General features: G+C 72.9%; 11 protein-coding genes. 7 read left to right on the top strand and 4 right to left on the bottom strand.

Translation table 11 applies throughout. From position 1 onward, the window contains the following. Nucleotides 1-26: 26 nt before the first annotated feature. The 4 genes from AB0H93_RS23560 to AB0H93_RS23545 all read left to right on the top strand — a co-directional run bounded on the left by AB0H93_RS23560 (nucleotide 27) and on the right by AB0H93_RS23545 (nucleotide 4550). Entirely contained in the window at nucleotides 27-1499 is a 1473-nt protein-coding gene (locus AB0H93_RS23560; RefSeq protein ID WP_358575208.1) for a lyase family protein, read from the top strand. Then, nucleotides 1496-2434, top strand: coding sequence for a sugar kinase (locus AB0H93_RS23555; protein ID WP_358575206.1), 939 nt, complete (start codon nucleotides 1496-1498; stop codon nucleotides 2432-2434). Before AB0H93_RS23560 ends, AB0H93_RS23555 begins: the two co-directional genes overlap by 4 nt. A 134-nt stretch (nucleotides 2435-2568) precedes the next feature. After that, nucleotides 2569-3540 (top strand): amidohydrolase family protein, encoded by a 972-nt coding sequence (locus AB0H93_RS23550; protein ID WP_358575204.1) that lies wholly within the window; start codon nucleotides 2569-2571, stop codon nucleotides 3538-3540. Further along, nucleotides 3537-4550 carry an SIS domain-containing protein gene (locus AB0H93_RS23545; protein WP_358575203.1) on the top strand — a complete coding sequence of 338 codons (1014 nt, stop codon included), beginning with the start codon at nucleotides 3537-3539 and terminating at the stop codon, nucleotides 4548-4550. The genes AB0H93_RS23550 and AB0H93_RS23545 overlap by 4 nt, the downstream gene beginning before the upstream one ends. A 45-nt stretch (nucleotides 4551-4595) precedes the next feature. Here AB0H93_RS23545 and AB0H93_RS23540 read toward each other — a convergent pair whose 3' ends face one another. After that, a complete protein-coding gene (locus tag AB0H93_RS23540; protein ID WP_358575202.1) occupies nucleotides 4596-5000 on the bottom strand; it encodes a cupin domain-containing protein in 405 nt (134 codons plus the stop codon). A gap of 70 nt (nucleotides 5001-5070) precedes the next feature. Next, on the bottom strand, nucleotides 5071-5403 hold the full coding sequence (locus AB0H93_RS23535; protein ID WP_358575201.1) for a carboxymuconolactone decarboxylase family protein: 333 nt from the start codon (nucleotides 5401-5403) through the stop codon (nucleotides 5071-5073). A 204-nt stretch (nucleotides 5404-5607) separates the two neighbouring features. On the opposite strand from AB0H93_RS23535, the gene AB0H93_RS23530 reads away from it, so the two are divergent. Then, nucleotides 5608-6498, top strand: coding sequence for a helix-turn-helix transcriptional regulator (locus tag AB0H93_RS23530; protein WP_358575199.1), 891 nt, complete (start codon nucleotides 5608-5610; stop codon nucleotides 6496-6498). Here AB0H93_RS23530 and AB0H93_RS23525 read toward each other — a convergent pair. Both AB0H93_RS23525 and AB0H93_RS23520 read right to left on the bottom strand, forming a co-directional pair. Then, a complete protein-coding gene (locus tag AB0H93_RS23525) occupies nucleotides 6408-7676 on the bottom strand; it encodes an erythromycin esterase family protein (protein WP_358575198.1) in 1269 nt (422 codons plus the stop codon). The two genes, AB0H93_RS23530 and AB0H93_RS23525, sit on opposite strands and share 91 nt — an antisense overlap. After that, entirely contained in the window at nucleotides 7673-8152 is a 480-nt protein-coding gene (locus AB0H93_RS23520; protein ID WP_358575196.1) for a DUF1772 domain-containing protein, read from the bottom strand. Before AB0H93_RS23520 ends, AB0H93_RS23525 begins: the two co-directional genes overlap by 4 nt. A 298-nt stretch (nucleotides 8153-8450) precedes the next feature. Here AB0H93_RS23520 and AB0H93_RS23515 point away from each other — a divergent pair, with 298 nt between their 5' ends. Then, nucleotides 8451-8828 carry a hypothetical protein gene (locus tag AB0H93_RS23515; protein WP_358575195.1) on the top strand — a complete coding sequence of 126 codons (378 nt, stop codon included), beginning with the start codon at nucleotides 8451-8453 and terminating at the stop codon, nucleotides 8826-8828. A 60-nt stretch (nucleotides 8829-8888) separates the two neighbouring features. Continuing rightward, on the top strand, nucleotides 8889-11993 hold the full coding sequence (locus tag AB0H93_RS23510; protein WP_358575193.1) for a BTAD domain-containing putative transcriptional regulator: 3105 nt from the start codon (nucleotides 8889-8891) through the stop codon (nucleotides 11991-11993). The last annotated feature ends 86 nt before the right edge of the window (nucleotides 11994-12079 follow it).

The raw sequence follows: 12079 nt of genomic DNA, 5'->3' as shown, positions 1-12079 counted from the left end.
AATCCACAGTGGAAAGAGCTGTTCACATGACCAAGCCTCCGGAACTGTCCAACTACTGGCAGAACCACCTCCGGGTGGCCTTCGAGAAGTCCGCGCCGCAGCTGTACCGGCCGATGCTGCACGCCAGCCTCGCGCACGTGGTGATGCTCGCCGAGCAGGGCCTGCTGCCCGCCGCCCGGGCTCGGCAGCTGCTCGGCGGGCTGCGCGAGCTGCTCGCGGCCGGCGACGACCGGTTCGCCTTCGACGGCAGCGTCGAGGACGTCTACTACCTCGTCGAGCAGCGGCTCGCCGCGGCCGCCGGCATCCGGCCGTCCGAGCTGGACGTGCAGCTGGCCCGCTCCCGCAACGACCTCGACGCCGGCGTGTTCCGCATGGTGCTGCGGGAGAACGTGCTCGACCAGGCCCGCCAGGCCTGCGCCGCCGCCGAGGCCGCCGCGGCCCAGGCGGACCGCCATGCCGACGTCCTGATCACCGGGTTCACCCACCGCCGGCCCGCCCAGCCGACCACGCTCGGGCACGTGCTGGCCGGCTACGCCGAGGCGCTGCTCAGCCAGGCCGAGGAGCTGCTGTCGGTCTACGACGAGCTCGACGTCAACCCGCTCGGTTCGTGCGCGTTCGCCGGCACCGACCTGCCCATCGCCCCGCCGCGGCTCGCCGAACTGCTCGGCTTCCGGGAGACCTTCACCTCCAGCTACGAGGCGGTGGCCGGGGCCGAGCACCTGATGCGCACCGCCGCGGTGCAGGCCCGCATCCTGGCCACCGGCGCCCGGATGGCCCGCACGATGCTGGACTGGATGACGTACGGCTGGATCGCCACCCCGGACTCGTACTGCCAGGGCTCCAGCATCATGCCGCAGAAGAAGAACCCGGTGGTGCTGGAGCACATGTGCTCGATGGCCGGAGCGGCGGCGGCCGACCTGGCCGCGACGATGAACAACGTCGGCGCCGCCTGGTACGAGGACTCCAACAACGCCACCACGGACGTCCAGGAGCACCTCTGGCGGGCCGGTGACCGTTCTGTGCGGTTCCTGACGCTGATGCGCGGCCTGCTGGAAGAGCTGACTCCGCAGAACCCGCCTTCGCCGGAGGAGGTCGTGGCCACCGGCGCGACCACCACGGCGATCGCCGAAGCGCTGGCGGGTGCGGGAATCCCCTGGCGGGGCGCGCATTCCGTGGTCGGCGCGCTCGTCCGGCAGGCGCCGCCGGCGGAGTGGACCGCCGCCGTGGTCGCCGCCGCGATCGCCGAGGCCGGACTGGGCACTGTGGACGATTCGGTGGTGGAGGCGGCGCTGGCCGCGGGGCTTCGCCCGCAGCAGGTGCTCGACCGTCCCCAGGACGGCGGCCCCGGCGCCGCGGCGGTGCGCCGCACGGCGGAGCTCGCCCTGGCCCGCGCCCGGGTGCTGGCCAGCGCGTTCGCCGACCGCAGGGCCGCCCTGGGCGAGGCCGAGAGCAAGCTCGACGCGGCCGTGGACGCCGTGCTGGCCGGAGGCCGCGGGTGAGCCATCCAGCTCCCGACAACCGAATCACCGTTGTTGGCAACGTGAACCTCGACGTCCTGGTCGCCGGGGCGGCGGAGCTCCCGCCGCCGGGCACCGAGCAGATCGTGCCGTCGATCGTGCTGCGGCCCGGCGGTTCGGCCGCGAACACCGCGATCGTGCTGGCCCGGCTCGGCAGGCCGACGGTGCTGGCCGGGCGGGTCGGCGACGACGGGACCGCGCGGCTGCTCGCCGACCAGCTGGACATCCCCGGCCTGCGGTTGGAGCTGGCCCAGGTGCCCGGCGAGCACACCGGCGTGACCGTCGCCGCCGAGGCACCGGGCCGGGATCGCGCGTTCCTCTCGGCGCTCGGGGCGATGGCCGACCTGGACGCGACCGCCGTGCCCGAGGCGGCGCTGGCGGCCCGGTTCGTGTTGCTGTCGGGCTATTTCCTGCTGCCCGCGCTGCAGGGCGAGCCCGCTCGTGACCTGCTGGCGCAGGCGCGGCAGGCCGGGGCGCGCACCGCGCTGGACACCGGCTGGGATCCGGCCGGCTGGGACGCCGGAACGCGCGCGGAGGTGCTGCGGCTGCTGCGCGAGGTCGACGTGTTCCTGCCCAACGACGACGAGCTGCACGCCCTGCACGGCGATCGGTGCGACGACGAGGTCGCGGCCCGCAGCATCGCCGACGAGACCGGGGCGACCGTCGTGGTCAAGCGCGGCGCACGCGGCGCCCTCGTCGCTCAGCCCGGTCTTCCGCACAGCACCCATCCGGCGCCGGAGGTGCAGGTCCGGGACTCCACCGGCGCCGGCGACGCGTTCAACGCCGGACTGCTGCACCGGCTCGCCGACGGCGCGTCCACCGGCGACGCCGCCGACTACGCCGTCCGCGTTGCGGCGACCGTGATCAGTCGGCCCTCGCACGATCGGGCCTTCGCGCCGGAGGACGTGATGACATGAGCGGCCCTGTGTCAGCCCCAGTTCTGCTCAACGGCACCTCAGGGGACCGTGACGTAACCCAGCCACAAGAAACCGCGAAACGCGAGATCACTCCCCGACGGGACCACCACTGTGATTCGCGGAGAGGCGGAACAGTGCGCGGGATCCCGATCGTCGACTTCCACCTGCACTTCCGGATCGAGCAGGACGAGGCGACCAGGGATCTCTCCGGCGGCCAGTTCAGCTGCGCCGACCACGACGAGGCGGCCCAGCGCCGCCGCGCCGAGCAGGTGGCGGAGCAGTCCCGGCGCTGGCGGCGGGCTTGGGACTTCCCCGATCCGCAGCCGGATCCCGAGCGGACCTGGCAGGCCGAAGCCGACATGTGGCTGGCCGAGCTCGACCGCTACGAGATCGCCCACGCGGCGTTCGTCACCGGCTGCGGAGACGAGCGGGTGGCCGAGCTCGTCGCCCGCGCACCGGAGCGGTTCTCCGGGATGGCGAACCTGCGCGACCTCACCGCCCCGGACGCCGCCGAGCGCCTGGCGCGGGCGATCGACGAGTTCGGCCTGCGCGGGCTCAAGCTGTTCGCCCCGCTGCTGCCGCACCGCATCGACGACCCGGCCGCCGACCCGGTGTGGCGGGTGGCCGCCGACCGCGGCATCCCCGTGCTGATCCACTTCGGACACTGCGGCTCCAGCGGGGGAGTGGCGCACAACGCGCACATCGAACCCGCGTGGCTGGAGCCGGTCGCCAAGCGGTTCCCGGGAATCCCGTTCGTGGTCCCGCACTTCGGCGTGCAGCACGTGCAGCAGGTCCTGTTCCTGTGCTGGGCCTGCCCGAACGTGCTGGTGGACACCTCGGGCTCGAACCAGTGGGTGCGCTGGATGCCCTACAAGCTGACGCTGGAGGACCTGTTCCGGCGCTGCTACGAAACGATCGGCCCGGAGCGCATCGTCTTCGGCAGCGACTCCTCCTGGTTCCCGCGCGGCTACTGCCACCGGTACCTGGCCGACCAACTGCGGGTGTGCCACGAGATGGGCATGCCGGAGGCGGACCTGCGCGCGATCTTCGGCGGCAACGCCGCACGACTGCTGGGGATTCCCGGCCTCGGGAAGGGAACGGAATGACGACGGAAGCGGGCACCTGGATGGCCGCGGAGATCGCCGAACAACCGCGGGTGCTGGCCGACCTGGCCGGGCGCGCGGGGGAGTTCCGGGAGGTCGCGGAGCAGCTCGCCCGCAGCCGCCCGCGGTTCGTGCTGTTCGCCGCGCGCGGGTCCAGCGACAACGCGGCGCTGTACGGGAAGTACCTGGTCGAGGTGCTGCTCGGGCTGCCCGCTGGATTGGTGTCGCCCTCGACGACCACGCTGTACGGGGCCGAGCCGGACCTGAAGGACGTCGCGCTCGTCGCGGTCAGCCAGAGCGGCGGCTCACCGGACCTCGTGGAGGTGACGGAGCAGGCGGGAAAGCGCGGGGCGTTCACGGTGGCGGTGACCAACACGCCGGACTCGCCCCTCGGCGCGGCGGCGCAGCACACCCTGGACATCGGGGCGGGGGTGGAGCGTGCGGTCGCGGCGACCAAGACCTATTCCGCGACGCTCCTCGCGCTGCACCTGCTGCTGGCAGGTGGCGGTCCGGACGTCGACCGCATCGGCGAGCTCGCGCAGTCCTGCTTGGACGAGAACGCGGACCGGATCGGCGCGGTGGCGCAGCGGCTGCGCTTCGCCGACCAGGTCGTCACCACGGCACGCGGGTACTCGCTGGCCACCGCGCACGAAGCGGCGCTGAAGCTCGCGGAGACCAGCTACCTGGTCACCCGCGCCTACAGCGGCGCGGACCTGCTGCACGGCCCGATCGCGGCGGTGGGCCAGGAGACGGCGGTGCTGGCGGTGACCGGCACGGGACCGGGCGGCGCGGCGATGGCGGAGCCGCTGGCCCGCCTCGCGGAGCAGGGCGCGGAGGTCCTGCGGGTCGGCCCGGGCGACGACGCCCAGCTGCGGATCCCGGACCTGCCGGAAGACCTGTCGCCGGTCCTGGAGGCACTGCCGCTCCAGCGCCTCGCCTGGGCGCTCGCCACGGCGCGCGGCTACGACCCGGACCGCCCGGCGGGCCTCCGCAAGGTCACCGAAACCCGCTGAACACCGCCGGGTTCAGTCCAGGCGTTGTACGCGCCCGGAGGACGCTCAGAGTCCGTGGGCGGCGGTGTACTGCTCGTCGGTGACTGGTTCGAGCCAGGTCGTGCCGTCTCCGTCGTCGGTTCCCTCGACCATCGCGATGTGGCTCATGCAGGTGCTGTTGGTGCCGCCGTGCCAGTGCTCCTCGCCGGGCGGGGTCCACACGGTGTCGCCCGCCCGCACGCGGATGACCTTGCCGTCGCGGTTGACGACGAAGCCGACGCCCTCGGTGACGTGCAGGGTCTGGCCGACGGCGTGGGAGTGCCAGTTGGTGCGTGCGCCGGGGGTGAACCGGACCAGGGCGGCGACCAGCCGCGACGGCGGCTCCGCCTTCTTGAACGGCGTCACGTGGACGTCGCCGGTGAACGCGGCCGCCGGGGCCTTGACCGTGTCGTTGACGGGGATGAGTTCCACGGGATCTCTCCTTCTCGTGTCGTGCCGGATTGTCAGCGGCCCGGTGCGGGCCCGCCATCGGCGGCGGGGATCAGGCCGCGAAGACGTTCTTGGCGACCGCCATCGCCGCCATCGCGCGCGGCCAGCCCGCGTAGAAGGCCAGGTGGGTCAGCGCCTCGATCAGCTCGGCTTCGGTGTTGCCGTTCTCCCTGGCCAGGCCGAGGTGGAAGACGAGCTGGTCGGTGTTGCCCGCGGTCGCCAGGGCGGCGACCGTGACCAGGCTGCGTTCCTTCGGGGTGAGCTCGGTGCGCTGCCAGACCTCGCCGAAGAGCACGTCGTCGGTGAAGTGCACGAGCGCGGGCGCGAAGTCGCCGAACATCTTCTCCGCGGCGGACGGCTCCCGCCGCGCGTTCTGGTCGGTCATGCGTGTCCTATCTGGGCCGTTGTCCTTGGTGACCGGCGCGACTCCGGTGGCGCGGCGTGGCGGCCGCTTCGGCTGCTGGCCGCGTCGTCCCGGAGGCGGTCACATCACGAGAAAACCCCGGTCGGCGCACGTGCGGGAGGGCGCATCTTTCCGGGTCACGGCAGAACCCCCCTCGCCGCCGAGGGCCGTCGTACCGTGGACGGCGTGAGCGCCAAGAGCACCGAGGTCCGCGACTTCCTGGTCACCCGCCGGGCCAAGATCACCCCGGACCAGGCCGGGCTCAGCCACTTCGGCGGCAACCGCCGGGTCCCCGGCCTGCGCCGCGAGGAGGTCGCGCTGCTCGCCGGCGTCTCCGTCGACTACTACACGCGGCTGGAGAAGGGCAACCTCGCCGGCGTCTCCGACAGCGTCCTGGACGCCGTGGCCGGCGCCCTCCGGCTCGACGAGGCCGAACGCGTCTACCTGTTCGACCTCGCCCGCGCAGCGAACGCCGCCGACCGCCCCCACGCAGGCCAGCGCCGGCGCCCGGCGCAGCGGGTGCGCCCGGTCGTGCAGCAGATCATCGACGGCATGACGAACACCGTCGCGTTCGTCCGCAACGGCCGGCTGGACATCCTCGGTGCCAACGCGCTCGGGCGGGCGCTGTACTCGCCGGTCTTCGACAGCCCCACCCGCACCAGCGAGGTCACGCCGCCCAACATCGCCCGCTTCGGCTTCCTCGACCCCGCCGCCCGCGACTTCTTCCCCGCCTACGACGAGTCCTGCCACACCTCGGTCGCCATCCTGCGCACCGAAGCGGGCCACAACCCGCACGACCGCGGCCTCACCGACCTCATCGGCGAGCTGTGCACCCGCAGCGAGGACTTCCGCACCCGCTGGGCCGCGCACGACGTCCGCCTCCACCGGACCGGCACCAAGCACTTCCACCACCCCGTCGTCGGCGACCTCACCCTCAATTTCGAAGCCATGCAGTTCACCGCCGACGCGGGCCTCACCCTCAGCGCCTACACCGCCGAACCCGGCTCGCCTTCGGCGGAGGCGCTCCAACTGCTCGCCAGCTGGGCGGCCACCGGCACACCGCTGAAATCGTCCTGAGTGGACGTGGTGGGGACGCAGGCGATCGCGTCGAAGGCCCTGGAGATCGGGGCCGTCATGAAGCCGCCCTCCGCCCGGATCCTCCGGTAGGCGCCCTCCTCGGGGCGGAGTGCCGAGATCGTCAGCGGTGCGTCACCGGTGAAAGCCGTTTCGATGCAGTCCGGTTCCAGCGGCGGCAACGGAACTTCCCGGGTTTCCAGGCCGTCCGGGGTCAGCGCGCCGTCCACGGCTCGGCCGCCGATGCTCGTCGCGGCGATCGCCACGTAGTCGTCGCCCAGCGCCTCGGCCAGGTGGTAGCCCGCCGGGAACAGCCCTAACGCGCCTTCGTGCTCGACCGGGGTCCGCCGGAGGTGCGTGTTGTGCATGGCGAAGACGATCCGGGGTTCCGCGGCCAGCACGTCCAGGACCGTTTCGGCCGCGTAGCGGTCGAGTTCGGCCGTCCCGACAGCGAGGCCCGTACCGCTGAGATCCCGGTGGAAGTGGTCCAGGTGCCAGGCGCCGCGCAGGTGCCGCACCGCCGCGGCGTGCTCGCGACCGCGGCCCTCGGAGCGGTGGTGGGCGGCCATGCACTCCATGCGCGCCAGCAACCGGCTCAGCGCCGCAGTCGCGGCGTCGCGGTCCGCGGTGTCGAGCTCGGCGTAGCGCTGGAAGGCCCGCAGGGCGTCGGCGTCGAACCGCTCCGCCACCTCGACGGCCTGCGTGAGCAGCGGCAACGCGTCCGGGTCGGCTCGGCGCAGGAAGCGTTCGACCTCGGTGAGCGCCGGGAGCGGCGAACCGGTGGAGACCGGCAGGGCGCCGACGAAGCGCAGCGGCCGCTCGGCGCGCTCGTTGTGCCGGCGCATCCAGGCCAGGTGGGCGTGCATCTCCGGGTGATCGCCCAGGCCGAGCGCGGTGCCCGCACTGCTGACCGCCGCGACGTCGCCCGGCCCGCCCCGCACCCAGTCGTCGATGACGTGCGCCTCGGTGAACGGGGCTTCGAAGACGTAGGCGGTGAATCCGCAGCGCTCGACGAGGAAGCGCAGCAGCCGGTGCCGCATGCGGTAGAACTCCGCGGCGTGGTGAGTGCTTTCGCCGATCCCCACGACGCGGGCGTCGCCGATCACGTCGCGCAGCGGTTCCAGGTCGTCCAGCGGTGCATCCGGGTCCAGCGAGGCCGTCACCGCCTGCGCCCGCGTCACCGGCGGGCTCCCGCCAGGTCCGCCGCGATGATCACCAGGACGAATGCGGTGAGAGCCGTGGTCACCCGGATGTCGTTGAACGTGCCCCAGACCGCGAGCCGGTCCAGGTGGTCGGGGGCGAGCTCGCCGGCGGCCCAGCGCTTCATCTCCTGGTTGATCGGCACGTTCCCGAACCTGGTCACCAGGAATGAGGCCACCGCGAGGGCGGTGGCGGCGATCGCCAGCGTGCGCGCCCGGCCGCGGGTGCTGAAGGCCAGCCAGCCGGTGGTCGCGACCGCCGCCGCCATCAGGAGCTGCATGACGACGCCGTTGACCTTCATCAACTCGGTGCGGAACGCGAGGTGCACGTCCAGCGGCACGGCCGAGAACGTCGGCGTCACGTTGGCCCAGCCGTAGAAGAACGCCCCGGAGAGGACTCCGGTCGCCAGCAGCGCGAAGCCCGTGGCGAGCCGCGCGTTGATCGATTTCGCAGACATGGGGTGAGGGTGCGGTGCGGCGTTCGCAAACCGCACACAGCCCGCTCGCAGCAGGCGGGTTGTCCGCTTCCTCCCGATCCGCGATCGGGACGCGAATATCCGGACGCGCCGGAATGGTGCGGGGTTGCTTTTTCCGCTTGTTCTGTGGGGAATTTCCCGGCCGCGCCGTTCCGCAGATGCCGTTGATCCGCCGCGCGTAGCGTGATCGGCGTCCGTTGAAAATTCTTCGCCCAGCCCGGTTCGCCGCGCTGTTTCCGGTAGACCGGGCAAGGGGAATCGTTGTGCAGGTGGTAGTTCCATGAAGCGCTTAGCCCTGTCGATGATCGGCGCCGCCGCGTTGGCCCTGACCCTCGTCGGCGTTCCCGCGCAGGCCGCGCCCGCCGGTCCGGAGGCGGCCGCGTCCTGCAAGTTCACCGGCCACTCGAAGAGCCTCGGCGAAACCGGGTTCGGCCTGCGCGCCAGCGCCACGACCAACCAGTCGGGCTGCAAGGTCACCGGAAAGCTGGAGCGCAAGAGCGGTTCGGGCTGGACCAGTGTGAAGACGACGACCAAGACCTCCGACGGCTCGAAGAACGCCCTCTTCAACTTCGAGTGCGGCAATCGCGCCGAATACCGGCTGATCGTCACCACCGGCGGCGACAACGCCACCATCGGATCCACCGGAAAGGTCTGCTGACCGGAATTCGCGCGGAGCGGCGGAATTCGCCGCTCCGCGCTTTCCTGGCAGGGTGGGCGCATGCGGATAGGAGTCCTCGGGCCGCTGGACATCAGTGCCGGCGGCGAGAAGGTCGTCGTGGGCGGCGTTCGACTGCGCACGCTGCTCGGTCGGCTCGCGCTGGACTCCGGTCGCATCGTTTCGGTGGAGGCCCTGACCGAGGCCCTGTGGCCAGGCGCCGACGGGCCCGCCGACCGCGTGCACGCGCTGCACTCGCTGGTGTCGAGACTGCGGCGGCTCCTGCCGGACGCCGTGCTGCGCGAGTCCAACGGATACCGGCTGAACGCGGAATCGGTGGACTGCAGGCAATTCGAGGAACTCGCCCGCGACGGCCGCAGGGCCCTGCACGACGGGCACATCGAGCAGGCGGGCCGGTTGCTGCGCGAAGCGCTGGCGCTGTGGCGCGGAGCCGCGTTCGAGGACGTCCCGGACGCGCCGTTCGCCGTGGCGGCGCGGGCGCGGTTGGCCGAGCTGCGGCTCGCCGCGATCGAGGACCGGGCGCAGGTCGATCTGCAGACCGGAGCCGAATCCCCGCAGCTGGTGACCGAATTGCAGGCCCTGACCGCAGCGCATCCCGACCGCGAGCGGGCACGGGCACTGCTGCTGCGCGCGCTCCAGTCGACCGGGCGAACCGCCGAAGCGCTGAGCAGCTACGAGGATTTCCGCGTGGCGCTGGCGGAAAAGCTCGGCGCCGACCCGTCGCCGGAGCTGCGCGAGGCGCATCTGGCCGTGCTCCGCGAGGAAACGACCACCCGGCCGCGCGGCAGCAACCTGCGCGCCGCGCTGACGAGCTTCGTCGGGCGCGATGCCGAACTGGCCCTGGTCGACCGGAGGCTGGCCGAGCACCGCTTGGTCACGCTGACCGGTCCGGGAGGCGTGGGCAAGACGCGGCTGGCGACGACCGCGGCCGCCGCCCTGGCCGGTGAGCAGGCGGTCTGGTTCGCGGAACTGGCACCGGTGTCCGACCCGGCGGACGTTCCGCAGGCGGTTCTCGACGCTCTCGGGCCCAGGACGGCGCCGCACGGCCGGGACGCGCTGGATCGGCTGGCCGACGCGCTGTCACCGGCCCCGGCCGTGCTGGTGCTGGACAACTGCGAGCACCAGCTGGACGCGGTCGCGTCCCTCGCGGACGGGTTGCTCGGCAGCTGCCCGGACCTGCGGTTGCTCGCCACCAGCCGGGAGCCCCTGGGTCTGCTCGGCGAGGCGCTGGTGCCGGTGCCGCCGCTGGGCCTGGCGCCGTCGGGCGCGGACGTCGCCGGTGTGCTGACCAGCCCCGCAGGACGGCTGTTCGTGGACCGGGCGAGGGCGGCGAACCCGGATTTCGCGGTGACGGCCGGGAACGCGGGCGTGGTCGCCGAGATCTGCCGGCGCTTGGACGGCCTGCCGCTGGCCATCGAACTCGCCAGCGCGCGGGTCCGGTCGTTGCCGGCGGATCGCGTCCTCGCGCTGCTCGACGACCGGTTCCAGCTGCTCACCCAGGGAAACCGGGCCGCGCTGCCTCGGCACCGCACGTTGCGCGCGGTGGTCGACTGGAGCTGGGACCTGCTCGACGAGGCGGAACGATCGGTCGTCGCAGCGCTGGCGGTGTTCGGCGGTTCGATGACCGCGGAAGCCGCCGAACACGTCTGCCCCGCCGACCTGCCCGCCGCAGTGGTCCTGGCCGCGCTGGTGGACAAGTCGCTGCTGGTCGTCGATCCGGTCCACGATGGACGGTCGATCCGGTATCGGATGCCGGACACGATCCGCGAGTACGGCTTGGAGAAGCTGGCCGACGCCGACCGCGTCCGGGCCGCCCACGCGCGGTACTTCCGCGAGATCGCCGAGCAGGCCGCGCCGCACCTGCGCGGACCGGAACAGCTGGAATGGGCGCCCCGGCTCGCCGCGGACCGCGACAACTTCCGCGTCGCGCTGCGCTTCGCCTGCGGTGCCGGCGACGCGGACACGGCGATCCGGCTCGCGACGGCGCTCGCCTACTACCTGACCATGCACGGCGATCACGCCGAGGCGGCCCGGCTCCTGCGGACGGCGCTGGAACTGCCCGCCGGCGCCACCGCGGCGAACCGCGTCCCGGCCACGGCCGCCTACCTGCTGAACGCGGTGCTCTCCGGCGAAGTCGCCCCCGAGGCGATCGGCAGATGCCGCGAATCCGCCGGCAGCGAGCACCCTTCCGGAGCCGTGATCGAGCCGCTCATCGCGCTGCTCACCGGGGATTTCGACGCGGCCCTGGCGGCGATCGACCGGCGGCAGCCGCATCCGGCGCCGCTGGCGCGGGCGATGCTGTCGTTCGTGCGGGCGCTGGTGAACGGCAACCGCGGTGCCCTGCCGAAGACCTGCGACGACCTCGCCACGGCCGCCGAGCGGTTCCGGGCGCTGGGCGAGCGGTGGGGTCTGGTCAGCTCGCTGACCTACCTCGGCATCACGCGGACGATGCTCGGCGATCCCGACGCGGCGATCGCGGCCCTGCGGCGCTCGATGGCCCCGGCCCGCGAGCTCGGCAACGACCACCACCAGCGGATCTGGCTGGCGACCGCGTACGCGCACGCCGGGGACGCCGAACGCGCGGAAGCCGAACTGCGCGGCGTGGTCGAGTCCGAACCTGCATCCCAGCACCTCGCCCTCGCCCGGCTGAAGCTCGGCGACCTGGCGCGCGGTGGCGGCGACCTGCGGGCCGCGGACGAGCAGTACGACCTCGCGTGGTGGGCGGCCGGGCCGCGCCGAGACGTCGACCCGGTCTTCCGCTCGATGCACGGAGTGGCCCGGGCGCGGCTCGCCCTGGCCCGCGGCGCGTGCGAGGAGGCCCGGCGCGACCTGCGATCGGCGTTCGCGGCGGCGTCGAAGACGTCGGACCTGGTCCTGGTGGCGGCGATCGGCAGCGCGATCGCCGAACTACCGGCCCGAACCGGGGAACTCGCGGCGGCAGCGGAACTCCTCGGAGCGGCCGCAGCGCTGCGAGGAGCGCCGGACGCGCTGAACCCGGACACCGCGCGCCTGACCGGCGAACTGCGTGCGGCGCTGGGCGAGCGGGCAGCCGCCGAAGCAACGACCCGCGGGGACGGCCTGAACCAGAACGAGATCCTCCACCTCTTCGAACACCACCTCGCGGGCCCCGAAGGCATGGGTCGGTGAGCCTCCGAGACAGCTGCTGAGGCTCACCTGGAACTGGTGATGCCTTTCGGCCGTGGAACAAGCCCCCAACATCCCCGGAGGACACC

It is taken from the genome of Saccharopolyspora sp. NPDC050642, from assembly GCF_040654735.1.
Classification (GTDB): Bacteria; Actinomycetota; Actinomycetes; order Mycobacteriales; family Pseudonocardiaceae; genus Saccharopolyspora; species Saccharopolyspora elongata.
Note: the sequence above shows the minus strand (reverse complement) of the source record. Positions and strands in the feature narration are given on the sequence as shown.